Below are 23398 nucleotides of genomic sequence, written 5' to 3'. Positions count from 1 at the left end.
TATATATGGCAGCACTGGAACTCGATAAAAAATGGACCATGCCTCTCAGAGGATGGTCTCAAGTCTATTCTCAGATCGCTATATTGTTTGAGGATAGGATACAGTGAAAATTGAACTTACACAGTTAGTGAGACAGTCTCGGGAGTGTCTACTGTTTGCGATAACTAATTGCAATCTACCAGTAACGGATATCTCCAACGTCTAAATGAACAAAGCCTGCCCTGGGATAATAACCTACTCCTCCTCCTTGCAATTCCATGGCTGCGACTCTTATAGCTCTTGATGAGTATCCCGGCACACGTATATCAACAGCCTTTCCGTACATATGGAGACTGTTCTTTGCGACCCCTTTTTTCCATTTTCTTAATTTTGCATTAGTCTGCGGGGAACGGTATCCGGATACAATATGAAGCGGTTCGGAAATTCTCAATTTTTCCTGTAAAGCAAAAAGCAGGTCTAAGAGGTTTGTATCAATCACTTCGATAGCTTCCGTTAAGTGATCGCGGAATATATGATTTACATCTGACAGCACATCTGTCAGGTACTGGCCATTGCTCCAATAATCAGCTTTCAGTTGCTCCCCTGTATAAACATTATAAAAGAACAATGAACGGTCCGGGGATAGAATATCCTTAACTGCTGAGAAGGCCTTGCGAGGGATAAAACTTGAGGCGATAGTTACAAGCCCTCCAGTTAGTAATCCTCTTCTGCTTACCATAAGATCTAATACAGACTTTATTTTTTTCTCAAATAAATTCAATGTATTACACCTCCTTTTAGAAATAAGGTAAAGTATATCATTTAAAGAAAGGATTTTGCAAACAACACAATAGATATGTCCGGGAAATCCTCCATCGCAAATGACCTCAACAGGGTTTATTCTTCCGCCTCTTTGAACTGACCGGGGAACACACCGTTACTTCTCATTTGATAATAGCTAAAAAAGGAACTAACCTTAAATGGCTAATTCCCTTGATGTTAATAGTGAGCCTGGAAGGATTCGAACCTTCGACCCGCTGATTAAGAGTCAGCTGCTCTGCCAACTGAGCTACAGGCCCTTCTCACTTCTACGCGCCTGAGAGGATTCGAACCTCCGACCCTCGGCTTCGGAGGCCGATGCTCTATCCATCTGAGCTACAGGCGCATTTTTTAGCTTTAAGCTAAAACCTGACCGCTAAAGGCTGAATGCCAAAATTTTGCTCTGCAAAATTTTGGGGTGAGTGACGGGGCTTGAACCCGCGACCCTCTGAGCCACAGTCAGATGCTCTGCCAACTGAGCTACACTCACCATGTAAGAAAGTAAATTGTGACGAGTGAATAGTGAACAGAAAAAACTTGTCTTCTTTACTTCTTTTCACTGACCACTTGTCACTGCAAATTTTGCAAAGCAGAATTTGCATGGCGCGCCTGAAGGGATTCGAACCCCTGGCCCACTGCTTAGAAGGCAGTTGCTCTATCCGACTGAGCTACAGGCGCATCCTAACAAATGTAGGGGCACAGCGCGCTGTGCCCCTACATTTGGCACGATGTATTTTAATCGAGACGCCTGAATATGGCAAGTATATGGAGAGAAAATTTCCGGAAGCGCTCAGTCCTCTTCGATCGTTATGGCGTCTACGGGGCAATTCTCCTCGGCCGCCTCGCAGCAGCCGGCAAACTCGCAGGCATCAGGATCGATCACCTTTGACTTTTCGTCAATAAGCTGAAAAACCGCAGGGCATATTTCCGCGCAATTGCCGCAGCCGATACACAATTCCTCGTCAACAACGGGTCTCATTTCTTCTTTTCTTTGTCTCCTCAATTACAGCGGCAGCCAGAAGCGGAAACATTATTTCGTGATGGCCGGTCAACGCGTATGAATTGCCTCCTGAAAGCACGGGCCGCCTCAGGACATTTTCACGGCCTCTGTAGTGCTGGGTAAAATCCATATTGACGGTCGTAAAATTTTTCACATCGAATTTGAGGTTCCTTGTAACCGCGACAGCCTTTAAAAAAACCTCGGGCAGGACAACGGCCGAGCCGAAGTTTATATACACCCCGCCCTTAAGGCCAGCGACAACCGATGAGAAAAGCTTGAAATCCCTCATGCTCCCCTCTCCTATGGAGGCCCCATCCGCTTCAGGGTGCATGTGGATGATATCGGTGCCTATCGCAACATGCACAGTTGCAGGGACATCCAGTCTCGCTGCCGCCGCCAGGATACTTAATTTCCTGTAAGCCGCGCTGCTCTTTAAAATATATTCGCCAACCGCTTTGCCGATGCCGAGACCTTTCTTCACCCCATCTTTAATAGCCTTGTTCAATTCCGCGCCCGTCTCCTCTGCCATCCCGAATGTTCCACGGCAAAGTTCAACGTCAACATCTTCCGAAGTCTGACCCATCAGGCTGAGCTCAAAGTCATGGACTATGCACGCGCCGTTCATTGCGATAGCGGTGATCAACCTTTTCTCCATGAGGTCGATGATAAGGGGTGAAAGGCCCACCTTTATGGGATGGGCTCCCATGCCGAGGACAACCGGTTTATCTTTCTTTCTTGCTTTAATTATTGCATTGACTACGGATTTGAAATCTCCGGCGGCAAGAATATCCGGCAGCGTGTCGAGAAAATCCTTGAAGCTTCCTCCGCCGAAGGGCCTCCCGATCTTATTAAGCCGGACCTTGCTTTTTCTGCGCTTCAGGCGGCAGGTTGTTATTTTCTCTAATGATAACGGGATATATTTATTAATCACATTGAAAATATAACCTCCGGATATTTATTAGTCAAGAGATATAATCATTCCAGCGTGATAGATTTATATGCCATCAGAGACTGCTATGGCACATAAATTTTTACACTTTCCTTGACAAGAAGAAGGTGAAAATTATTAAATAAATGATTCTTACACACTTCATGGAGGCGAAAATATGAAAAAAAGGAATTACCTGTTTACATCTGAGTCTGTAACCGAAGGGCATCCCGACAAGATCGCAGATCAGATATCCGACGCAATACTCGACACAATCATAGCATCAGATCCAAGGGCGAGGGTTGCGTGTGAAACAATGCTGACAACCGGTCTTGCATTTGTCGCGGGAGAAATTACTACTGACTCTTATGCAGATATCCCTACGATAATAAGGGAGACCATCAGGGACATCGGTTACACCAGGGCTAAATATGGTTTCGATTATGAGACATGCGCTGTAATCACCTCCATACATGAACAATCACCGGATATCGCCATGGGCGTTGATACGGGCGGCGCAGGAGACCAGGGGCTTATGTTCGGATTTGCCTGTAATGAAACCCCTGAACTCATGCCGATGCCGATAATGCTTGCGCATAAACTCGCCATGAGGCTGACTGAAGTAAGAAAGAAAGATATCCTCAGCTATCTAAGGCCCGACGGAAAGACACAGGTCACCATCGAATACAGAGACGGCGTGCCTCTCAGGGTTGATACAGTCGTGGTCTCTTCACAGCACAGCCCTGAGATCACATTAAAAGAGATGAAAGAAGACATCATTGAAAAGGTCATAAAACCTATTATCCCCAAAAAACTCCTTGACGAAGAGCATATCACATATCATATCAATCCCACGGGAAGGTTTGTAGTCGGCGGACCGATGGGGGACACTGGACTGACCGGAAGAAAAATAATTGTTGACAGCTACGGCGGTGTAGGGAGTCACGGCGGCGGATGTTTTTCAGGCAAGGACCCATCGAAGGTCGACAGGTCGGCCGCGTACATGGCGAGGTACGTGGCAAAAAATATTGTTGCCTCCGGACTTGCCGACAGGGCGGAGCTGCAGATCGCATATGCGATAGGCGTCCCTGAGCCTGTGTCCATTCTTGTCAGCACAGGTAACACAGGAAAAATTCCCGACGCAGAAATTGAAAAATTGGTGAGAAAGCTTTTTGATCTGAGGCCAGCGGCGATCATAAAGAAACTCAATCTAAGAAGGCCGATATTCAAAAAGACTGCCGCATACGGCCATTTCGGAAGAAGCCTGCCCGAATTCACATGGGAAAAGACAGACATGGCAGAGAAACTTAAAAAGGCCGCAAAGTAATGGGGAAACTGTTTCCGCTATTCTCTGAAGTTTTATAAATAATAACCATCTGATAACCCCGCATAATTTTCTGCGGGGTTATTTTTCTTGTAATAGAAGATAGAACGCATTACGCGTAACGCATAACGGTTTTTAAAGGGAGGAAATTATATGTCTACAGCAGCATTAAAAAATAGCGCTACTGACTATAAAGTAGCTGACATCAGCCTGGCTGATTGGGGTAGAAAAGAGATCGAGATCGCTGAACAGGAAATGCCCGGTCTCATGTCAATAAGGGCGAAATACAAGGCGGCAAAACCTCTCAAAGGGGTCAGGATATCCGGCTCGCTTCACATGACCATTCAGACAGCGGTACTTATAGAGACCCTCGTTGATCTGGGCGCAAGCGTAAGATGGGCGAGCTGCAATATTTTCTCAACACAGGACCACGCCGCAGCGGCAATCGCAAAGGCAGGCGTTCCGGTTTTCGCATGGAAAGGCGAGACGCTTGAAGAATACTGGTGGTGTACTTTGAAGGCCTTAACATTCCCGGAAGGAAAAGGCCCCCAGTTGATCGTTGATGACGGAGGCGACGCGACCCTGCTTATTCACAGGGGGTATGAGGCGGAAAACAATTCCGCGATACTTGATGAACCCACGGACATTAAAGAGCTTCAGATCATTAACGACACACTGAAAGCCCAGTTGCAGGAAGACAGCCAGTGGTGGCATAAAACCGTTAAGGAATGGAAAGGCGTCAGCGAAGAAACCACTACCGGCGTTCACAGGCTATATGAAATGATGAAGAGCGGGACCTTGTTAGTCCCCGCGATCAACGTTAATGATTCTGTTACCAAATCAAAGTTTGATAATCTCTACGGCTGCAGGGAATCTTTGCCGGACGGGATCAAGAGGGCAACGGACGTGATGTTGGCCGGAAAGGTCGCGGTCGTATGCGGTTATGGAGACGTCGGCAAAGGCTCAGCAAGGTCATTGAGGGCCTTCGGGGCAAGAGTGATTGTCACTGAGATAGACCCCATCTGCGCGCTCCAGGCAGCAATGGAAGGCTATGAAGTGACAACTGTGGAAGACACCCTCGGCACCGGGGATATTTATGTAACAACGACCGGGAATGTAGACATTATCACAATCGACCATATGGCAAAGATGAGAGACCAGGCGATCGTCTGCAACATCGGACATTTTGATAATGAGATCCAGATGAACAAACTGACTGTCTATCCCGGGGTCAAAAGGATAAATATCAAACCGCAGGTCGACAAATATGTTTTCCCTGACGGACACGCCATCTTCATTCTTGCGGAGGGAAGATTAGTAAACCTCGGCTGCGCAACCGGACACCCTTCATTTGTTATGTCCAACAGTTTTACCAACCAGACATTGGCCCAGATGGACCTTTGGAAAAACAGGGACGTCTATGAAAAGAAGGTGTACAGGCTTTCCAAACAGCTTGATGAAGAAGTCGCAAGACTCCACCTCGAAAAGATCGGCGTGAAGCTGACAAAGCTCTCCAAAGAACAGGCGGATTATATCGGAGTTCCTGTCGAAGGCCCGTACAAGCCGGAGCATTACAGGTATTAAACATAAACATCATTCCCGCGAAAGCGGGAATCTATGAATATAGAAAAAAGGACGGATCAAAAAAATCCGTCCTTTTCTTATTGCCTCAAAACTACTAACGCCCTCTTATGCAAATCTTCATTCGCAGACGCGAGGAGAGAGGTTGACCTCTTGACGCCGATCTCAATTTCATCAATGTCTTTTCCATTGATGTCTGTGACAATCCCGCCTGCTTCTTTTATCAGAAGATATCCTGCCGCGAAATCAAAGCTCCTTGATTGTGAGGGAACAACGAACACACTGACAGCGCCCTGCGCGAGAAACGCCATGTCGAGAGCGGTTGAGCCGAAACATCTTGCCCGGCGAAAAAGGGAAATGAGTGGCATGATCCTCAGAATATCTTCCTTCGGGGTTTGTGCCTCATAGGCGATGACTTTCAGTGTGTCATCCCGTTGTGTCGTAATCGGTGTTCCATTTAAAAAACTTCCCTTGCCCTTTATTGCCCAGAATTCATCACCGCTTATTAAATTGATAACGTAGCCCAGGGCGGTATTGCCTATAGTGTCGCCGTCAATGATCGCTATTGAAGTGGAAAACAGCGGAACGCCGCTTAATGCGTTCCTGCTTCCGTCAATCGGGTCTAATAAGAGCTTCACCCCGCCGCCTCGGATTTCCTTGGTCCCGCATTCTTCAGAGACGATCGTGACGGGAATGTTTAATTTTTCCGCTTCTTCAATGACAATGTCCTCAGCCCTCTTGTCAACTGCCTGTGTGGTATCACCGCTTGCGCCTTTGCCAAGTGGAGCCGCCTTGCGCAATTCTTCAAGGTGGGAAGAGATCTCTGCTCTTAGCCGTGTCCCTATTTTTCTTAAGTTTGTAATGTTCATTATAGATTCCATAGTCATTGACTTGAAAATACATTTGAAACTGTCATTCCGGCAGTCCTTAAGCCGGAATCCAGTTCCTTATAAAAAATACTTCTGGATTCCCGCTCAACAGACTGCCAACAGTAGGTGCTTTAGGCACGGGAATGACATAACCTGTCACGCGTTACGAGTCACGATATATTCATTCACCTTCTCTACTTTAAATGATTCATCATTCAGAACGCCATGCACAAAATTGAAGATCTTTCTCCTGTTCTCAGGCGTCACGTCTGGATAGAAAACCGGATTGGCAATCACTGCCCCGCGAAATGCATAGAACGGCGCGACTACTTCGAGAAGTTCCGCGTCTCCGGTCTTTTGAATGTACTCGTCATAGAACAATTTCAACGCCTCAAGGTAAGTCCCCTGCACTTTACCGTAATGATTGATCGAGAAGAAGATGTAATTGACCGTCAACGCCGTTACATCATCAGCAGCCTCGCCCCACGGCCCCCTGCTTCTGTCAAGAAGGACGAAGTCAACGGGCGCCGCGAGTTTGGAGTCCCGTTTTTTTGGATTTAAAATTTCCAAACTCTTGACTCTCAAGTCTTCACTATTAGCTTCCCTGAACCATATATTACCCGGATGAAAGTCGCCGTGTATCTGGCAGAGCCTTCTGGACTTTGGTTTCAATCCTGCCCGCCAGTCCACACACTTTTTTTCGATCTCCGCCATTTCTGAATAGCTGATGGTCCCGTCCGGATATGTATCGAACACCCCCATCAAGCATTCGCCGTGCCCGATAGTGTCTCTCACCTTTCGCCAGTAAAGATGCCGCGATTCCTTTTTGACCGCATGGATCTCCGCGAGATAGGAAGTCATCGACTTTATCTTTTCCATATCGGCAACTGTAAGTTTTGCCTTTTTGGAGAATGCGGTCAGGTCGTTGAAGTAATGTCTGCCTTCAGCCCTTTCCATCAGGAGGTAATATTCCCTGCCTCCGCCGATGGATTTTATTGAGCCGTCTTCCATTTCAGACAGCACATCAACTGCCTTCACGTGCTTGGGGAGATTTTTGAATTCATCAAGATCAAGGAGAAATACCCCTGCCCTGTCCGCCGGGTAATCATGCTCAAGCCCTTCCGGGAAGAGGCCTTTTATCACATATGAGTTACGGCCCTGCTTCGTCTGCATGTCGATCAGGAAGCCCGCGCCCTGCACGCCCTGGCCGAGCTTTTTGATCTCTACGTGGACAACGTCCTTGAATTCTCTCTTGATGTAATCCGTAATCGCTTTTTCGTTAATCATATTGACAAAATAAGTTAAAAGTTGAGAGTCAAAAGTGTAAAGTTTCACAATACATCGTCTTTAACCTCTTAACTCACAACTTTTACTCCGGTTGCACTGCGGACGCGGCATACATCCGCCTGTCGTAATTGTATCACTGCATAAGAAGCGATACAAGGATAAGCAGCGGCAAGTTTAATTTATTGACACGCTATCATCAATACTAAACCTTACGGTTCTTGTGTATGGATGATCACTGCCGTATAAGCTCTTACATTCATGGAAGGGAACTGACTTTGCTTAAGCATGGATATTTGTTGTTTTACACTTCCGCAGTTATAACCTGTTGCTGACGACCTTTACTTCTTCCAGTTTCTTCAATGCTGCACCTGAATCTATTGCCTCGTTTGCCGTTTTTATCCCCTCTGAAAAACTCTTTGCCCGGCCTCCTGTTATCAGCGCCGCTGCCGCGTTCATAATAACAACATCTCTCCTCGGTCCTTTTTCTCCTTTGAGTATTTCAATTGTTATCTGCGCGTTTTCCTGCGCGGTCCCTCCGGTGAGGTCTGTTTTTTTAGCTGCTTCCAGACCGAGGTCTCCCGGAGAAATAAAATAAGTATCGACCCTGCCGTCTTTCAACTCGGAGATCTTTGTCCTGTCCGTATTGGTTATCTCATCAAGCCCGTCTTCGCCGTGAACGACAAAGGCATGTTTTACCCCGAGGTTGGCAAGCACCTTTGCCAGTGTCTCAGTAAGCGCGTCATGAAAGACCCCCATCACCTGTCTTTCCGCGCCTGCGGGATTTGTCAGAGGCCCTAAAATATTGAACACCGTCCTGATCCCCATCTCTTTTCTTGGCCCGATCGCGTATTTCATCGCCGGATGAAACAGGGGCGCGAACATGAACCCGAACCCGGTGGACTCAAGGCATCTTTCAACCTTATGCGGTTCGAGGTCAATCTTTATCCCGAGTGCCTCAAGCACATCAGCGCTTCCGCATTTGCTTGATACCGAACGGTTGCCGTGCTTTGCAACAGGAACTCCGCAGGCCGCGACAACAATCGCCGTAGTAGTTGAGATATTAAACGTGTGTGACATGTCTCCGCCAGTGCCGCAGGTGTCAACTGTAAAAGCGGGGGCCTTTATCTTCGTCACTTTTTCGCGCATCACCTTTGCCGCTCCGGTGATCTCCTCAACGGTCTCTCCCTTTATCCTGAGCGCGGTGAGAAATGACGCGATCTGAGCGTCAGTAGCCTGGCCTTCCATGATGTCCCTCATGGAGGCAATCATTTCGTGTTCGGAAAGATTTTTCCCTTGCACCAATAAACTTATCGCCTCTTTGATCATTGCAATCCCCCTTAAAATTTTTAATTGATGAATGACAATTTTATCATAGATGAGCGTGTCTTAATAAGACCGGCGATAAGCTTAACCGTTTATACTGTCACCCTGAACTTGTTTCAGGGTCTGTTAGTTTGCTGAAATTATCAGATGCTGAATCAAGTTCAGCATGACATAGGAAAAGGTTACTAATCCACTTCATCAAGCTTTACGAGTGTACCGATCTTTGAACCGTATCTGAATACGGTTATTCCTTTGCAACCTTTTTCATAGGCGAGAAGGAACGCCTTCGCAACGTCGTCACGCGTTGCCCTGTGTTTGAGGTTGATCGTTTTGGACACAGCATTGTCCGTGAATTCCTGAAACGCGGCCTGGACCTCTATATGATCTTCAGGCGCTATCTCGTGCGCGGTTATGAAGATCTTTTTAATATCATTAGGGATATCTTTGAAGCCCCTCAGGTCGCCTTTTTTGCTTACCTGCTGAATAAGTTCGTCGCTGTAGAACCCCCTTTGCCTTGCAGTCTCAAGAAACAGGGGATGTATCTCATAAAGCTCCGTGTCAAGGACAAGCCTTTTATACGCGATCGCGAAAAGAGGTTCAATGCCGCTTGAACAGTCGGCAATTAACGACAGCGTGCCCGTAGGCGCGACGGTGGTGGCGGTTGCGTTTCGCAGGCCGCCTTTTGATACAAATTCAGGAGTGTCATAGATCGAACCATAAAAATTGGGGAAGGCCCCTCTCTGCCTCGCGAGTTCCGCCGAAGCTTCCCGCGCATGACCTCTGATGAAACTCATGACCTCACGCGCTAATTTGTACGCCTTTGGAGAATTGTATCTGATGCCGAGTCTTATCAGCATGTCCGCCCAGCCCATAACTCCAAGGCCTATCTTCCTGTTGCCTTTATGCATCCTCTCGATTTCCGGGACCGGATATTTGTTCACGTCAATAGCGTCATCCAAAAACCGAACACCAAGCCGCACGAGGGATGCAAGAAGGTCCCAGTCGATCCCAAAGGCTGAAGGCTGAAGGCTGAAGGCTGAAATATTTTCAACTTGTTCTTTGCTTCTGACTTCTGACTTCTGTTTTCTGACCTCTTTTACTATCTTCGACAGGTTTATAGACCCTAACACACATGCCTCGTAAGGCAATAACGGTTGTTCGCCGCAGGGGTTTGTGCTTTCGAGCTTTCCGATATGCGGAGTCGGGTTGGCCCCGTTGATCCTGTCAATGAAGACAAGCCCGGGATCGCCGGTTTCCCACGCGCTTTCAACGATCTCGTCAAAGACCTTTCTTGCCTTCAACCGTCCCGTAGCCTGATCACTGCGCGGGTTTATCAGGTTATATTCAGAATCATTTTTCAGCGCGTTCATGAATTCATCCGTGACCGAAATTGAGATGTTGAAATTTGTAAGCTCTTCTTCATGACGTTTTATCTTGATAAACTCAAGCACGTCGGGATGGTCGATCCTCAATATGCCCATGTTCGCGCCGCGCCGCGCCCCGCCCTGCTTGATGACCTCGGTCGCGGTGTTGTATATCCTCATGAATGAGACAGGTCCGCTCGCGATGCCGCCTGTTGATTTCACAACATCAGCCCTCGGCCTCAGATGGGAGAATGAAAACCCTGTGCCGCCTCCGCTCTGCAGTATGAGCGCCGCGTTTTTGAGGGAATCAAAAATGCTTTTCATTGAATCGTCCACAGGAAGGACAAAGCATGCTGCAAGCTGTCCCAGATATTTGCCCGCGTTTATGAGAGTAGGGGTATTGGGGAGAAAAAGCAGACCGCTCATCGCGTCATAAAATTTTTCCTCCCACTCATCAGCATTGCCTCCGTAAAGCGATTCGGCGGAGGCAATGAAGCGCGCCACCCTGCGGAAGAGCCCTTCCGGCGTTTCTTTTATATTCCCCTGTTCGTCCCGGAGCAGATAGCGGGCTTTTAATGCCTTGAGGGCGTTTTCAGAAAGTTCCATATAAAAATTATATCAGATAGGTTATGACTTGGTTGACAAAAGAGTATACGCATCACTAATATTCTTAGTTACATTAATAAAATCTAACAATGGGAATTTATAATGGAAGTCAAAAAGGTTTTCTCAAAGAATAGAATAAAACTGGGACAGTTCTTCATGGCGATGCTGGGCATTGCCATCCTGTTCACCGGCAGCCTCTGGGAAGAGAACGGCATTGCCGGAGGGGCGCTGTTTCTACTTGGAGCAATTCTATCAGCCACCGCAACAGTGGGCCGCATGTGGTGCTCGGTTTATATCTCAGGATACAAGAAAGATGTGTTGATAACAACCGGGCCATATTCGATGTCCAGAAACCCGCTGTACTTCTTCAGCCTTCTCGGCGCTGTAGGCGTGGGACTGGCAACAAGAACGCTCGCGGTCCCCGCGATCATATTTATCGCCTTTATGCTTTATTACCCTGTTGTCATCAGCAGGGAAGAAGAACGCCTGACAAAAATTCACGGGGAGGATTTTAGGAATTTCAAGAAAAGGGTCCCGATGTTCTTTCCTTCATTTTCATTGTTTCATGAGCCGGAGGAGTACACCATAAAACCCAAATTCCTCAGGGGGAGATTTTCAGATTCACTCTGGTTCGTGATTATGATAGGTATACTCGCGCTCATTGAATCACTTCACCGCCACGGCATAGTGCCTGTATATTTCAAGTTGTATTGACCAGTGATGGATGACGCGGCAACGATAATTCCTATCGCGCTTTCAGTTTTAATTGTGATCATATGGGCCGGATATGCCTACAGTAAAAGGCGTGCTGAAGCCTTTCATTCGTTTGCCCGGAGGCGGGGATTATCTTTTTCAAAGCTTGCCGCAATTGATGTAGGAAAGTCATTCAGTGGATTCCGTCTTTTTTCCGAAGGCTTCGAAAAAAAGGTGAACAATTTCATCAGCGGCAAGACCGGCGGCGTCCCGGTCCACATCTTCGATTATAGTTCTAAATATATCTTCAGGACCGGCGAAGAAGGGCAATCGCCTCAGACACAAAGCCAGACCGTACTCATTTTGCAATCAGACAGTCTGGACCTTCCGTCATTTCTGTTGTACCCGAAAAACATCCTCAATAGGATCTTCAGCGCCCTCGAAAAACAGTTCATTGACATTCAGGGACACGGAGAATTCTCAGACGTCTATGTGCTGAAGGCTGATAATGAGGATGACATCAAAAGAGTATTCGGGGATCAGGTGCTGACTTATCTTGGCAAGCACAGAGGATTGACCATCGAGGGAAATGGAAATAAGTTAGTATGCTATCGCTCCAATATCTTGCTGAAACCTGATGAACTCAATTCATTCCTCGAAGAGGGGCTTGAGCTTTTCAGGATGATGAAATGACTTTCTTTATCGAAGGGCTCAAAGCTGACAGCTGATTGCTGACTGCTGTTTTTTTCTGTTTAATCCGGATCGTGATAAAATCAAGAAATGAAGATCAGGGAAATTATGGCAAAGAGTGTCCTCTCAAAGTCTCAGGTCTATGAGTACGCCTTAAATCCGTATGTCGGCTGCGCGCACGCCTGCGTTTACTGCTATGCCAAATTCATGAAGAGGTTTACAGGCCATGCCGAGCGCTGGGGGGATTTTGTTGATGTGAAAATAAACGCCCCTGAACTTTTGGCCCATGAGGTAAAGAAGAAAAAGGTTGGACGCGTATGGATAAGCGGCGTGTGCGACCCCTATCAACCCCTTGAGAAAAAATATATGATCACGAAGAAATGCCTTTCCATCCTCGCTGATAACGGCTGGCCTTTCACCATTCAGACCAAATCCCCTCTTGTCCTGAGGGACATTGAGATACTGAAGAGGGCAAGCGATGCCGAGGCAGGGTTCACGATAACTACGGCCGATGAAAAAATAAGAAGCATCTTCGAACCGGGGGCCCCGCCCGTGAAAAAGAGGATCGAGGCGCTTGCAGATCTTCACTCCGCAGGGATCAGGACCTTTGCCATGATAGCGCCGGTCCTGCCGGGCGCCGAGGGACTGGTCAGCGAATTAAAAGGGAAGGTGGACAATGTGCTTATAGACAGGCTGAACTACCATTACGCGGACTGGTTATACAAAAAGCACGGGATGCAGTGGGCCATGGAGGACAGTTTTTTCACGGAGAAGGGAAAAGAGCTGATGAAGGGATTCGAAAGGGAAGGGATTGAGTGTCAGATACTTTATTGAACTCAAGACCCGGCCCTAACTAACCCTTAACATCTTTAAACGATTCTAAGAGATCGCTATTGCTCGGATATTTCTGAAGCAGCTCTATCAGCTTTTCCATAGCGGCAACACTATTATTCATCGATGCCATGCCCCGGCGCAATAATTCAAGGCGTCTGTACTCTTCCGGTTCAAACAAAAGCTCGGCACGCCGGGTACCGCTCTTTGACACATCGATTGCCGGGAACACCCTCTTTTGTGCCAGCTCTTTTGATAGCACCAGTTCCATATTCCCCGTACCTTTAAACTCCTCAAATATGACATTATCCATAGCGCTGCCTGTATCGACCAGGATCGTCGCAAGGATCGTTATAGAGCCCAGACCCTCTACATTGCGGGCAACACCAAAAATACGGCGGGGCACCTCAAGGGCGCCGGCAGTCACTCCTCCGGACATCGTACGCCCGCTGCCCCGGTGCTGCGCGTTATGTACCCGCGCCAGACGCGTAAGTGAATCAAGCAATATCATCACATTATGCCCTGCGGCAGCTTCCTTAAAGGCCTCTGCGATGACCTGATCGACAACCTTAATATGACTTTCCTGACTATGGTCCATAGACGAGGAATATACTTTGGCCTTCACACTGCGCGTAAAATCGGTCACCTCTTCGGGACGCTCATCAACAAGCAGGCAATATACCTTCATGTCAGGATACCCGTTCGTTACCGCATTACTGATATTCTTTAAAAATGTTGTCTTACCCAACCCGGGCGATGATACCACAAGACCGCGCTGTCCCATCCCTATAGGACAAATAAGATCAAGCGCACGCACTGACAGATCATCACTTCCCTTCTCAAGAATAATACGCGTATGCGGATTTACTGCCGTACCGGCAAGAAACTTTTTCTCATCTGGTGAAACAACCCTGCGCGCCGGCACATTCGAACGCTGCTGCGGCCATGATCTCCCACGCCGCGAATTTGATCTAAACGAACTCATATATACTCCTCACTTTATTGTTTTTCTTTTAATAGTAGGTCTTCATCCTGGAGATGATACAATGTTTTTCGATTCAACTTCCGGATCTTTAAATACCGTAGTATCTATAGGACGTTCATTAACCCCACTGTAAGTTTAACAGATATTTCTTTTTCAAGTATCCATTATTTGTTTTTTGTAAAAGAAATTGGGCGGGAAAGTTTGATTATGAGGGAGAAGGAAAAGTAAGAAAGTCTGCAAGAGTTTTAGCCCTTTCCGCCTTACTGGCTTACGAGCTTTCACGCTTACGCACTTTCTGCAAGATATCTGTTGAAATATATGATTAACGGGGTTAATATTATGCGTGGCTTTTAAAGGGGCAATATGAAGCAGGATTTTTTGATGTATTGAAAAAGAGGCTGAAGGAGTTTGCGGAGGAACGGGACTGGCGAGTGCTGATGGGTTGAACCTCGGTAATTCAAAATCAAAGCACTGACTCTCCGGGTGATGAGCTGAGGAATTGCGACATGAGAGACAAATTAAAGATCGTCATTATTGCAGGCCCTAACGGTGCGGGGAAGACCACGTTTGCGAAAGAGTATCTCCCCAATGAGGCGGACTGCCCCGACTTTATAAATGCCGATCTTATAGCAGCCGGGCTTTCACCATTTAAGCCTGAAGCAGCAGCATTACATGCCGGGCGTCTCATGCTTCAGGAGATAAAGTCCCGCGTGAAACAACGAAAAAGCTTTGCCTTTGAGACGACGCTAAGCGGCCGTTCATATGCCCAAATGGTTCCACAATGGCAAGCCCTCGGCTATCATGTTAAACTGATATTCCTTAATCTTCCGAATGCCGAAATGGCGATGGCCAGAGTTGCGGCCCGTGTTATCCAGGGAGGACACAACGTTTCGGAAGAAGTGATTCGGCGCAGATTCAGCGCAGGGTTACGCAACTTTGATAACATATACAAGGAGATAGTTAATGCATGGATATTGTATGACAACTCAGGCAGCGTGCCAGTGCTGCTGGACTGGGGAGAAAAGACATGAGAGTAAAAAAAGTATTACCTAAGGATTCCGATCTTGCAGGTGTTGACAAGGCGCTCAGAAGGGCGGCAAGGAAAGCTAAGAAGTTGGCGGTCAAGACCCACACTCCCTTATATGTATTTGAGAATGGCAAGGTTGTGGATTTGACCAAACAAAAAAGAAAAGCCGGATGAGGGGATATTAGCGGCCCTGATAGTCGATGCTTGAATCGTTTCAACCGTTTGAGCCGTTAACGCTGGAACCTTTATTTAATATAAAGGGGAGTGCGGGGAAGTACAGTGATTATGAGTTGGTTGAGTTGCTGTTTGCTTTGATGCTTTCCCACATTACGCGCTTTCGAACTTTTCGCGCTTACGTCTGTTCCCACTTTTTCACTGCTGGTATATAATAGGGCATTCCGGTAAGTGACGTTATCATATGAGCGTGAGCGCTTTTGATGAGTAAGGACACTAAGAAGTATCAATGAAACATATACATGTCACGTGTGCCATTATTGAACTCGGAGGGAAAGTTCTCTGTACGCAGCGGAGTTCATCCATGAGCCTGCCGCTAAAGTGGGAGTTTCCGGGTGGAAAGATCAATGAGGGGGAGAGCCCTGAAGAATGTCTCAGGCGTGAATTAACAGAGGAACTGGGGATCGAGGTAACCATTGGAGAACCGCTGACTGTATCAACTCACCATTACCCGTCATTTACAATAACTCTTTATCCATTCGTGTGCGAGATTGTTTCAGGAGAGATCACCCTTCATGAACATAGTGCAATGGTCTGGCTGCCGGTAGAAGAATTGCACATGCTTGACTGGGCTGAAGCGGATTGTCCGGTTATTAGGGAATATCAGGGGCGGGTTGTTAGGAATAATGCATTATGAGAAGAGAATATTATTCTGACTCAATCGAGAATTTTCTGATTTCTCAACCCGAAGACATTTTCAGTAAATTAGCGATGAGTAATGAATTCCCTTTAGAACAATCACAGCGAGATGCGTGGTTAGAAGAAATTAACATTCTGCAGACTGTTCTATCTCATTATCAAGGGTCGATCTATTTTGAGTATTCGATCCCACGAATGGGAAAACGAATTGACGCAGTAATTCTTATTGGCCCTGTAATCTTTGTTCTTGAATTCAAAATAGGCGAAAAAGAATTCACGTCATATGCCACCGACCAGGTTTGGGATTATGCTTTGGATTTAAAAAACTTTCATAAATCGAGCCACGATCATTTTGTAGCTCCTGTGCTCGTAGCCACCAAAGCAAAAAGCGCTACCACATTTGTCGCCGTTACACCACAAAACGACAAACTACTTTTTCCTATTAAGTGCAACGTTGAATTGCTCGGCCAAGTGCTCGCCAATGTCCTACGCTTTGCCGATGGCAAAGACATTGAACGGTCACAATGGGAAAGCGGGCGGTATTGTCCTACACCAACAATCATCGAGGCTGCGATGGCACTATATAACGGTCACTCAGTTAGTGACATCTCACGCAGTGATGCAAGCGCAATCAACCTTAGTCTAACTTCCGAGGCGATTTCAAAAATTATCCATTCTTCAAAAGAAAAATCCTGTAAATCCATCTGTTTTGTGACGGGAGTTCCAGGCGCTGGTAAGACATTAGTTGGGCTCAATATCGCAAATGTTCACTCTGATGAATCAAATGAACTCTACAGCGTGTTTCTTTCTGGTAATGGTCCACTTGTTGATATCTTACGAGAAGCATTGGCGCGAGATAAGGTTCGACACGAAAAAGAACGTGGTGTCAAGATCAAAAAAGGTGAGGCCGTGAGTATAGTTAAGAAGTTCATTCAGAATGTTCATCATTTCCGTGATGAATGTCTTGTTGATTCTAAAAGGCCGCCCATAGAACATGTTGCGTTATTTGACGAAGCACAACGTGCGTGGAATGTGGAACAAACATCAAAATTTATGCGCACTAAAAAGAACACTCCTAACTTTATTAGGTCAGAGCCGGAATTTCTGATCTCATGCCTTGATCGTCATTCGGATTGGGCAGTCATTGTGTGTCTTGTTGGTGGTGGCCAGGAAATTCACACGGGAGAGGCAGGAATTGGCGAATGGATTGAATCATTAGAACGATCCTTTCCGGATTGGCATATTTATATATCTTCTCGACTTATGGACAGCGAGTATGGAGCAGGAAGGGTATTAGACGAAATAAAATTACGTCCAAACATCATGTACAAAGACGAATTACACCTTGCTGTTTCGATGAGGTCTTTTCGTGCGGAGCATGTGTCGCTTTTAATCAAACAACTGCTTGATCTTGAAGTTGAGGAAGCTCAAAAAACGCTCGATAAAGTTAAAGAAAACTATCCGATAGTAATTACGCGTGATCTTGCGAAGGCTAAGCAATGGTTGAAAAAACAAGCCCGAGGGTCTGAACGTTATGGAATTGTTGTTTCATCGCAAGCAGAGCGTCTAAAGCCGCACGCGATTGATGTGAAATCGCCCATGGACCCGATTCACTGGTTCCTTGATGGCAAGGAAGATGTGCGATCTTCATATTATCTTGAGGATATAGCTACGGAATTTCATATACAGGGGCTTGAGCTTGATTGGGTATGCGTTACATGGGATGCGGATTTTCGTTATTCAAAGAAAGGCTGGGAACACTGGTCTTTTCGCGGCGACAGTTGGAATCATATCAGGAAAGAGGAGCGAAAGAACTATCTCAAGAATGCTTACCGTGTTCTCTTAACCCGTGCTCGTCAAGGTATGGTAATTGTCGTCCCGGCAGGTGATTCAGAGGATTTGACGCGTAACCCCCTCTTTTATGATGTTACCTTTAAGTATCTTGAAAAAATTGGATTCAGTGTAATTTAGGATTGAGTTTCTATGATAAATAATGGGTATGAAATTATGCAGTATTCTCTGTGCGAAGGATGGATTAATAATCTCTACGATGGCAATGATAGCCCTTATGTTTTTACTTCTATAGAAGAGGCAGTTGCAGAGTTACAAGAAGAGTTCAATGATTGGCAGACTGAAATTGGGGCTGGTGAGCGCGAGAAGGATGACGGATATGATATTTGCTCTTTTCAAATTATATGCAATACAACTGGCGTGGTGTATAAACTTGATTTAATCGAAGGAACAGTTGTAGTTTCTCACAGATTTTCATGTTACTGAGAACGCCTGTGGTAAGGGCTTTATTTTTGGCATTTTAATCCAACAGCAGCAATTATTCTATTATGCCCGAATCAAGTCCGCTTTAAAACCGAAAGCAGCAATCAGCGTCAAAAGCAAGTAAGTGTGTAAGATCGAAAGCGCGGAAGCTACGCGGAGACTTTAATTCCTTCGTGTTGGATAGGCAGTATCTTGCTGAGATCAACATGTGAAGATGCTTCGAGGATCTCGATCCCAACAATCTTATCACCTGCTCCGATATCCAGAACAACATCCTCGGCGACACGTTTATTGATCACGTCCTGTATACTTTCATCTAAACGGATATAAAGAAGGTCGGATTTCCTGTCATAGGTAACTTTCATCTTGTCTCCTCCCATCTGCCGGTAACTGTAATTATTCTATCACCTTCGATAGTATTATGTGGGAAGAAGAGCATAAGTCCGAAAGAGCGGAAGTTACAGGATCAGTTTTTCCAGTTCCTCAAGATTGAAGGAAGTCTCATGCGCCTTTTTCATCCACCTTGCACAGCGGTTTGCATCGAGCGGTATTCCCACAGGAGAAATATCCATCTCAATGCACATTCTCATTCCCATGGCAAGCTCAGGGACGCAGGCGATCCCCAGTGCCCCCACTGACTTGTGTTCTGCTTTGATCCTCCTGAAGAGCTTTTCAAGGTCCATGGTGACGGAAATGTAGGGGTGGATATCGTATTTTTTAAGCAGGATGCTTCCCAGATGGACAAGACAATCCCGCGAGCATCCCCTGCATACGGTCTCGTATTCTCCCGGACCTGCCTTGCAGTCCGGTCTGAAGTCGCGAAGGCAATGGGCGATCAGGGCGAATTTGTAACTGCTTCGTCTGAAGGCCTCCCTGTATATCCTGTTGGCCAGCTCTATCTCGATCATGTAGAGGTGGTACTGCTCCTCTTTTGTCCGCAGTATGGCGTCAAAGCGCTGCGAAAGAGGAAGGCCCTTTAAATGCTGACGGACCCCGGTTGTGTATACGGAAAGGGACTCCCGCAGTGTTTGCCGGATAAATGAAACAAGATGCTTATCAGCATCTCTGCCAGGGAGTTTTCTAATGAATGACCTTCGCGCGGCAGCATTCCGCACCTGAGCAAGGAGCCTCTTTTCATCCGGACAGCGATCGAGGAACCTGTCAGTGAGTTGCCTGATAAGCTCATAATAGCGGGCTGACCCCAATTCATCCAGGAAGAGAGAATAGGTTTTACCGCGAAAAGGAGTTTCTTCACGTGCATGCGTCATTTCCCGGCGAGCCCTTTGTACCTGAAGCATTTCCTGATGTGATCGTTCACCATTCCGGTTGCCTGCATGTGGGCATAGAGGATCGTCGAGCCGACAAATTTAAATCCCCTTTTTTTCAGGTCCAAGCTTATGAGGTCTGACAGTTCAGTCTTTGCGGGAAGTTCTTTCAGGGACCTGAACCCGTTATGGATGGGCTTGCCCCCGGTAAAACTCCAGATATATTTATCGAATGTCCCGAATTCCTTCCTGACTTTAAGAAATGCCTTTGCGTTTGTAACAGCGCCCGCGATCTTCAACCTGTTGCGGATGATCCCGCTGTCGTTCAAGAGAGCATGTATCTTTCGTTCGTCATAAGCGGCAACTTTATTGAAATCGAAATTATCAAAGGCCCTTCTGAAATTCTCTCTCTTCCGCAAAATGGTAAGCCAGCTCAACCCTGCCTGGAAACCTTCGAGTATGAGAAATTCAAAAAGTTTTCTATCACTATGGATCGGAACGCCCCATTCCTTATCGTGATATTCAATAAGAAGAGGGTCTGTAGCCGGCCATGAACAGGTTTGTCTGCTATTTCTCATATTCCCTTCCTACTTTATCGCGTCAAGCACTTCGCCGTTCATGGCGCCTTCGAGGGCCTTCACATATGCCTGGGCGACCACGGCGACGGGAGTGCCGATTGACGGGTCCATGTTAAAGGCCTTGAGCGTATCAACTACCCAATTTGGGCTTACGATATTTATGCGGATACCGCGCGGCATTTCCAGTGCCGCTGCCCTGCCGAAGCCTTCGAGAGCTGAGTTTACAAGGCTGATAGCGGTCGAACCTTTCATGGGCTGGCGGCTTAATATGCCGCTTGTAAGGGTGATCGAACCATTGTCTTTAATGTGATCTATCCCAATGCGGGCAACGTTCACCTGCCCCATCAGTTTGTTGTCAAGGCAGAATGCGAAGTCCGCGTCCGTAAGCGAAGACATGGGACCGAATTTCGCGAGTCCCGCTGCGCAGAGCACCGCATCGACCCGTCCCGTTGTCTCGAACATCCTGGCAATGGATGCCCTGTCCGCGATATCAACCTTAATCGATGATTTGCTGAAGCTGACAGGGACCACCTCGTGGCGGTTCCCGATGGCCTGCACGATAGCTCTTCCTATTGTTCCAGTTGCGCCGATGACAATGACCTTCATTGTTAGTCCTCCGAATAAAAGTTTTCAATGTTAAAAGTGTCCTGAATGTTTCTTATTAAAATTATACAGCATGAGCACTGGAGCGGTAGTCCAAAGTGCAAAAGAGCCATAGTGCAGAAGTACAATAGTGCAAAAGGCAGAAGCGTGAAAGAGCGAAAGTTCGTAAGCGCTAATTACGTCCCGGAGAGCTTATATACTGCCCCGGTCAGATAGTCGGCTACATAAATATTTCCAGCTTCGTCCTCGCCAAAGGTGCTGATGCCGAGCCCGGTATCAAGCAGGGCAGCGTTTTCAATATTTGTGCCGCTCCGGCGTATTCCCCGGATGATGCCGCTGCAAAAGTCGCCGAAGAAATAGACACCCTGTAAAGATGCAAAACCCGGCCCGCGGTAGACCATCCCTCCGGTAACAGAACATTCTCCTGCTGAGTGACTGTACTCCGCAACAGGAAGGACGAGGCCGCCTGTGCTGCAGCCGGGGGACAGAAAACATCTGCTGCCTTCCATGATGTTCCACCCGTAGTTTTCTCCTCCTGTGCTGTTTGACGACTGAAAATCGATCTCTTCAACCGATCTCTGCCCGACGTCTCCGATGAAGAGGTCACCGGTCTGCCTGTCAAAGGAAAACCGCCAGGGGTTTCTGAGTCCTGAGGCCCAGATCTCCCCACGGGTACCGGCAGTGTTTGCAAAGGGGTTTGAAGCGGGGATGCTGTATCCGGGCTGGGAAGGATTGGACTCCACGTCAAGCCTGAGGAGTTTGCCGAGAAGCGCCGCGGGATTTTGACCGTTGTTCTGAGGGTCTCCGCCGCTTCCGCCGTCTCCCATGCCGATATAGAGAAACCCGTCAGGGCCGAAGGCCAACTGACCGCCGTTATGGTTTGCAAAGGGCTGATCAACGGTAAGAATGATCTGCTCGGCGGCCGGATCAGCGGTGTCCGGGTCGGCTGTGACCCTGTAGCGGGCCACAACGGTGTCGCCGTCTCCGGCAACAGCGGTGTAATTCACGTAGAAATATTTTTTAGAGGCAAACCCAGGCGGGAATGCCACACTCAAAAGCCCCTGCTCTCCGCCTGCTGACAGCACCTTCTGCGAGATATCTAAAAAAGGCTGCTGCTGAATGACGCCGTTCTTTATGATCTTTATACGGCCTGATCTCTCGACAACAAAAAGCCTTCCGCTCCCGTCTCCGGCATGGGTAATGTGGACAGGCTGACTGAAGCCTGACGCAAGAACATCTATTTTGATCCCGGACAGATCCGGTGAAGAAGCCCCGTTGCCATCTCCTCCGTCACATCCTGTATAAAATTCCGCTGCCGATAGCAGCATCAGGAAAGCAGCGAACCTGATGAACAGTGCATATCGCATGTTTCCTCCTTACAGTTCACAGCACAACAAAACAATGCGCTTATTGAAATTATAGCCGGATCTGTCAGGTTGTCAAATTAACAGCGCCACAGAGCAAAAGAGCAGAAGTGCAAAAGTCAGAAGACTGGCACGCGCTTGCGAACTTACGCTCTTACGAGCTCTTATTTTCTTGCGCTCTTGCGGGCTTCTCTGACTATCTCTGTTCCTATTCCTTTTTCAGTGAATATCTCAAGGAGGAGGGCGTGGGGTACGCGGCCGTCAATGATGTGCGCTTTTTTGACTTCATCTGCCAGGGCGCTCTGACATGCCTGGACCTTCGGGAGCATCCCGCCTGAAATGGTCCCGTTTGCCACGAGGGGTTTGATCTTTTTCGCGTTCAGGTTTGTGAGCAGGGTATTCTTCTTGTCCTTGATGCCTTCAACGTCTGTCAGCAATATCAGTTTTTCCGCTTTTAGCGCTGAGGCAATCGCGCCTGCGACATAATCGGCGTTGATGTTGAGGGTCTCATTGCTTTGCCCCGCGCTTATCGGAGCGATCACAGGGATAAAGCCGTCTCTTTCCATTGAGAACAGGATCTGCGGATTTACCTTCTCCACCTCTCCGACGAGCCCGAGGTCGATTATCTCAGAGGCGCCTGTTTCAGGAGAGACTTTTTTAATGACCTTTTTTCTGGCCTTGATGAGGTTGCCGTCTTTTCCGCTCAGGCCGATGGAGCGGCCTCCGTGGCTGTTTATCAATGACACGATCTGCTTGTTGATCAGCCCGCCGAGGACCATTTCAACTATGTCAATTGTCTCGCTGTCGGTAAAACGCTGACCGTGGATAAAGGTCGGCTTCTTTCCCATCTGCTCCATCACCTTGTTTATTTTCGGGCCGCCGCCGTGCACTATCACGGGCTTGATGCCGATGAAGTTCAGAAGCACGACATCCTCGGCAAACGCGTTTTTCAGGGCCTCGTCCACCATGGCTGCGCCGCCGTATTTTATAACAAAGGTCTTGCCGTAGAATTTCTTTATGAACGGCAGCGACTCTATGAGTATGTTTGCCTTTTCAATGAGGGTCTTCATATACTTTCTCCTTGTAAATTAAATCCGCAGATTTCGCAGATTGCACAGATGAAATAAAAAATCTG

At 47.3% G+C, this 23398-nt stretch carries 24 protein-coding genes and 4 tRNA genes; 10 read left to right on the top strand and 18 right to left on the bottom strand.

Going from position 1 to position 23398, the window contains the following annotated elements; all coding sequences use genetic code 11:
• Positions 1 to 175: 175 nt before the first annotated feature.
• The 7 genes from HZB61_05440 to HZB61_05410 form a co-directional block, all read right to left on the bottom strand.
• Entirely contained in the window at positions 176 to 718 is a 543-nt protein-coding gene (locus HZB61_05440; GenBank protein MBI5056039.1) for a DUF882 domain-containing protein, read from the bottom strand.
• A gap of 267 nt (positions 719 to 985) precedes the next feature.
• Positions 986 to 1058, bottom strand: a tRNA-Lys gene (locus tag HZB61_05435).
• 12 nt (positions 1059 to 1070) lie between these two features.
• Positions 1071 to 1144 (bottom strand) — tRNA-Arg (locus HZB61_05430).
• Between the two features lie 68 nt (positions 1145 to 1212).
• Positions 1213 to 1288 (bottom strand) — tRNA-His (locus HZB61_05425).
• A 111-nt stretch (positions 1289 to 1399) separates the two neighbouring features.
• Positions 1400 to 1476: transfer RNA gene (locus tag HZB61_05420), tRNA-Arg, on the bottom strand.
• A gap of 112 nt (positions 1477 to 1588) precedes the next feature.
• Positions 1589 to 1777 (bottom strand): ferredoxin, encoded by a 189-nt coding sequence (locus HZB61_05415; protein MBI5056038.1) that lies wholly within the window; start codon positions 1775 to 1777, stop codon positions 1589 to 1591.
• Positions 1761 to 2726: a hypothetical protein gene (locus HZB61_05410; protein MBI5056037.1), complete on the bottom strand. Its 966-nt coding sequence runs from the start codon at positions 2724 to 2726 to the stop codon at positions 1761 to 1763. The genes HZB61_05415 and HZB61_05410 overlap by 17 nt, the downstream gene beginning before the upstream one ends.
• A 178-nt stretch (positions 2727 to 2904) precedes the next feature.
• On the opposite strand from HZB61_05410, the gene HZB61_05405 reads away from it, so the two are divergent.
• Both HZB61_05405 and HZB61_05400 read left to right on the top strand, forming a co-directional pair.
• Positions 2905 to 4053 (top strand): methionine adenosyltransferase, encoded by a 1149-nt coding sequence (locus HZB61_05405; protein MBI5056036.1) that lies wholly within the window; start codon positions 2905 to 2907, stop codon positions 4051 to 4053.
• A gap of 150 nt (positions 4054 to 4203) precedes the next feature.
• The gene (locus HZB61_05400) at positions 4204 to 5634 is read left to right on the top strand and encodes an adenosylhomocysteinase (protein ID MBI5056035.1); all 1431 of its coding nucleotides are present in this window, start codon (positions 4204 to 4206) and stop codon (positions 5632 to 5634) included.
• Positions 5635 to 5711: 77 nt separating this feature from the next.
• Here the strand turns inward: HZB61_05400 and HZB61_05395 are convergent, their stop codons facing one another.
• From HZB61_05395 to HZB61_05380, 4 genes are all read right to left on the bottom strand, one after another.
• Positions 5712 to 6500: a hypothetical protein gene (locus HZB61_05395; GenBank protein MBI5056034.1), complete on the bottom strand. Its 789-nt coding sequence runs from the start codon at positions 6498 to 6500 to the stop codon at positions 5712 to 5714.
• Positions 6501 to 6656: 156 nt separating this feature from the next.
• Positions 6657 to 7787, bottom strand: coding sequence for a phosphotransferase (locus HZB61_05390; GenBank protein MBI5056033.1), 1131 nt, complete (start codon positions 7785 to 7787; stop codon positions 6657 to 6659).
• A gap of 315 nt (positions 7788 to 8102) precedes the next feature.
• Positions 8103 to 9113: an anthranilate phosphoribosyltransferase gene (gene trpD, locus HZB61_05385; protein MBI5056032.1), complete on the bottom strand. Its 1011-nt coding sequence runs from the start codon at positions 9111 to 9113 to the stop codon at positions 8103 to 8105.
• A gap of 182 nt (positions 9114 to 9295) precedes the next feature.
• A complete protein-coding gene (locus HZB61_05380; GenBank protein MBI5056031.1) occupies positions 9296 to 11080 on the bottom strand; it encodes an adenosylcobalamin-dependent ribonucleoside-diphosphate reductase in 1785 nt (594 codons plus the stop codon).
• Between the two features lie 102 nt (positions 11081 to 11182).
• Here HZB61_05380 and HZB61_05375 point away from each other — a divergent pair, with 102 nt between their 5' ends.
• The 3 genes from HZB61_05375 (at position 11183) to HZB61_05365 (ending at position 13297) form a co-directional block, all read left to right on the top strand.
• Complete coding sequence (locus tag HZB61_05375) at positions 11183 to 11794, top strand: isoprenylcysteine carboxylmethyltransferase family protein (GenBank protein MBI5056030.1); 612 nt, start codon at positions 11183 to 11185, stop codon at positions 11792 to 11794.
• 6 nt (positions 11795 to 11800) lie between these two features.
• Positions 11801 to 12466, top strand: coding sequence for a hypothetical protein (locus tag HZB61_05370; protein ID MBI5056029.1), 666 nt, complete (start codon positions 11801 to 11803; stop codon positions 12464 to 12466).
• Between the two features lie 87 nt (positions 12467 to 12553).
• Positions 12554 to 13297: a radical SAM protein gene (locus HZB61_05365; protein MBI5056028.1), complete on the top strand. Its 744-nt coding sequence runs from the start codon at positions 12554 to 12556 to the stop codon at positions 13295 to 13297.
• 19 nt (positions 13298 to 13316) lie between these two features.
• Here HZB61_05365 and rho read toward each other — a convergent pair whose 3' ends face one another.
• A complete protein-coding gene (gene rho / locus HZB61_05360; GenBank protein ID MBI5056027.1) occupies positions 13317 to 14279 on the bottom strand; it encodes a transcription termination factor Rho in 963 nt (320 codons plus the stop codon).
• A gap of 506 nt (positions 14280 to 14785) precedes the next feature.
• On the opposite strand from rho, the gene HZB61_05355 reads away from it, so the two are divergent.
• The 5 genes from HZB61_05355 to HZB61_05335 all read left to right on the top strand — a co-directional run bounded on the left by HZB61_05355 (position 14786) and on the right by HZB61_05335 (position 18456).
• Positions 14786 to 15310, top strand: a complete 525-nt coding sequence (locus HZB61_05355; protein ID MBI5056026.1) for a zeta toxin family protein — start codon at positions 14786 to 14788, stop codon at positions 15308 to 15310.
• Complete coding sequence (locus HZB61_05350; GenBank protein ID MBI5056025.1) at positions 15307 to 15480, top strand: hypothetical protein; 174 nt, start codon at positions 15307 to 15309, stop codon at positions 15478 to 15480. Before HZB61_05355 ends, HZB61_05350 begins: the two co-directional genes overlap by 4 nt.
• Positions 15481 to 15769: 289 nt before the next feature.
• Positions 15770 to 16177, top strand: coding sequence for a (deoxy)nucleoside triphosphate pyrophosphohydrolase (locus tag HZB61_05345; protein ID MBI5056024.1), 408 nt, complete (start codon positions 15770 to 15772; stop codon positions 16175 to 16177).
• A complete protein-coding gene (locus tag HZB61_05340) occupies positions 16174 to 18150 on the top strand; it encodes a DUF2075 domain-containing protein (protein ID MBI5056023.1) in 1977 nt (658 codons plus the stop codon). The genes HZB61_05345 and HZB61_05340 overlap by 4 nt, the downstream gene beginning before the upstream one ends.
• A gap of 12 nt (positions 18151 to 18162) precedes the next feature.
• Positions 18163 to 18456 carry a hypothetical protein gene (locus tag HZB61_05335; protein MBI5056022.1) on the top strand — a complete coding sequence of 98 codons (294 nt, stop codon included), beginning with the start codon at positions 18163 to 18165 and terminating at the stop codon, positions 18454 to 18456.
• 146 nt (positions 18457 to 18602) lie between these two features.
• On the opposite strand, the gene HZB61_05330 is transcribed toward HZB61_05335, so the two are convergent.
• The 6 genes from HZB61_05330 to argB form a co-directional block, all read right to left on the bottom strand.
• Positions 18603 to 18818 (bottom strand): DUF2283 domain-containing protein, encoded by a 216-nt coding sequence (locus HZB61_05330; GenBank protein ID MBI5056021.1) that lies wholly within the window; start codon positions 18816 to 18818, stop codon positions 18603 to 18605.
• Between the two features lie 93 nt (positions 18819 to 18911).
• Positions 18912 to 19721: a DUF116 domain-containing protein gene (locus HZB61_05325; GenBank protein ID MBI5056020.1), complete on the bottom strand. Its 810-nt coding sequence runs from the start codon at positions 19719 to 19721 to the stop codon at positions 18912 to 18914.
• Positions 19718 to 20296 (bottom strand): DNA-3-methyladenine glycosylase I, encoded by a 579-nt coding sequence (locus tag HZB61_05320; protein ID MBI5056019.1) that lies wholly within the window; start codon positions 20294 to 20296, stop codon positions 19718 to 19720. Before HZB61_05320 ends, HZB61_05325 begins: the two co-directional genes overlap by 4 nt.
• Before the next feature lie 9 nt (positions 20297 to 20305).
• Positions 20306 to 20902: a short chain dehydrogenase gene (locus tag HZB61_05315; protein MBI5056018.1), complete on the bottom strand. Its 597-nt coding sequence runs from the start codon at positions 20900 to 20902 to the stop codon at positions 20306 to 20308.
• A gap of 173 nt (positions 20903 to 21075) precedes the next feature.
• Positions 21076 to 22266 (bottom strand): PQQ-dependent sugar dehydrogenase, encoded by a 1191-nt coding sequence (locus HZB61_05310; GenBank protein MBI5056017.1) that lies wholly within the window; start codon positions 22264 to 22266, stop codon positions 21076 to 21078.
• A gap of 161 nt (positions 22267 to 22427) precedes the next feature.
• Positions 22428 to 23333 (bottom strand): acetylglutamate kinase, encoded by a 906-nt coding sequence (gene argB, locus HZB61_05305; GenBank protein MBI5056016.1) that lies wholly within the window; start codon positions 23331 to 23333, stop codon positions 22428 to 22430.
• Positions 23334 to 23398: the final 65 nt, after the last annotated feature.

The sequence above is a fragment of the Nitrospirota bacterium genome, from assembly GCA_016214845.1.
GTDB lineage: Bacteria > Nitrospirota > Thermodesulfovibrionia > UBA6902 > UBA6902 > SURF-23.
The sequence above is the reverse complement of the archived record's forward strand: the minus strand, read 5'-3'. Positions and strand labels throughout refer to the sequence as shown.

What these genes read in the sequence shown, in the direction of transcription:
- rho (MBI5056027.1), bottom strand. Translation starts at nt 14,279, where the DNA reads ATGAGTTCGTTTAGATCAAATTCGCGGCGTGGGAGATCATGGCCGCAG.
- HZB61_05320 (MBI5056019.1), bottom strand. Translation starts at nt 20,296, where the DNA reads ATGAGAAATAGCAGACAAACCTGTTCATGGCCGGCTACAGACCCTCTT.
- HZB61_05330 (MBI5056021.1), bottom strand. Translation starts at nt 18,818, where the DNA reads ATGAAAGTTACCTATGACAGGAAATCCGACCTTCTTTATATCCGTTTA.
- HZB61_05365 (MBI5056028.1), top strand. Translation starts at nt 12,554, where the DNA reads ATGAAGATCAGGGAAATTATGGCAAAGAGTGTCCTCTCAAAGTCTCAG.
- HZB61_05370 (MBI5056029.1), top strand. Translation starts at nt 11,801, where the DNA reads ATGGATGACGCGGCAACGATAATTCCTATCGCGCTTTCAGTTTTAATT.
- HZB61_05415 (MBI5056038.1), bottom strand. Translation starts at nt 1,777, where the DNA reads ATGAGACCCGTTGTTGACGAGGAATTGTGTATCGGCTGCGGCAATTGC.
- HZB61_05340 (MBI5056023.1), top strand. Translation starts at nt 16,174, where the DNA reads ATGAGAAGAGAATATTATTCTGACTCAATCGAGAATTTTCTGATTTCT.
- HZB61_05310 (MBI5056017.1), bottom strand. Translation starts at nt 22,266, where the DNA reads ATGCGATATGCACTGTTCATCAGGTTCGCTGCTTTCCTGATGCTGCTA.
- trpD (MBI5056032.1), bottom strand. Translation starts at nt 9,113, where the DNA reads ATGATCAAAGAGGCGATAAGTTTATTGGTGCAAGGGAAAAATCTTTCC.
- HZB61_05335 (MBI5056022.1), top strand. Translation starts at nt 18,163, where the DNA reads ATGATAAATAATGGGTATGAAATTATGCAGTATTCTCTGTGCGAAGGA.
- HZB61_05355 (MBI5056026.1), top strand. Translation starts at nt 14,786, where the DNA reads ATGAGAGACAAATTAAAGATCGTCATTATTGCAGGCCCTAACGGTGCG.
- HZB61_05380 (MBI5056031.1), bottom strand. Translation starts at nt 11,080, where the DNA reads ATGGAACTTTCTGAAAACGCCCTCAAGGCATTAAAAGCCCGCTATCTG.
- HZB61_05345 (MBI5056024.1), top strand. Translation starts at nt 15,770, where the DNA reads ATGAAACATATACATGTCACGTGTGCCATTATTGAACTCGGAGGGAAA.
- HZB61_05395 (MBI5056034.1), bottom strand. Translation starts at nt 6,500, where the DNA reads ATGAACATTACAAACTTAAGAAAAATAGGGACACGGCTAAGAGCAGAG.
- HZB61_05350 (MBI5056025.1), top strand. Translation starts at nt 15,307, where the DNA reads ATGAGAGTAAAAAAAGTATTACCTAAGGATTCCGATCTTGCAGGTGTT.
- HZB61_05375 (MBI5056030.1), top strand. Translation starts at nt 11,183, where the DNA reads ATGGAAGTCAAAAAGGTTTTCTCAAAGAATAGAATAAAACTGGGACAG.
- HZB61_05400 (MBI5056035.1), top strand. Translation starts at nt 4,204, where the DNA reads ATGTCTACAGCAGCATTAAAAAATAGCGCTACTGACTATAAAGTAGCT.
- argB (MBI5056016.1), bottom strand. Translation starts at nt 23,333, where the DNA reads ATGAAGACCCTCATTGAAAAGGCAAACATACTCATAGAGTCGCTGCCG.
- HZB61_05440 (MBI5056039.1), bottom strand. Translation starts at nt 718, where the DNA reads ATGGTAAGCAGAAGAGGATTACTAACTGGAGGGCTTGTAACTATCGCC.
- HZB61_05405 (MBI5056036.1), top strand. Translation starts at nt 2,905, where the DNA reads ATGAAAAAAAGGAATTACCTGTTTACATCTGAGTCTGTAACCGAAGGG.
- HZB61_05315 (MBI5056018.1), bottom strand. Translation starts at nt 20,902, where the DNA reads ATGAAGGTCATTGTCATCGGCGCAACTGGAACAATAGGAAGAGCTATC.
- HZB61_05390 (MBI5056033.1), bottom strand. Translation starts at nt 7,787, where the DNA reads ATGATTAACGAAAAAGCGATTACGGATTACATCAAGAGAGAATTCAAG.
- HZB61_05325 (MBI5056020.1), bottom strand. Translation starts at nt 19,721, where the DNA reads ATGACGCATGCACGTGAAGAAACTCCTTTTCGCGGTAAAACCTATTCT.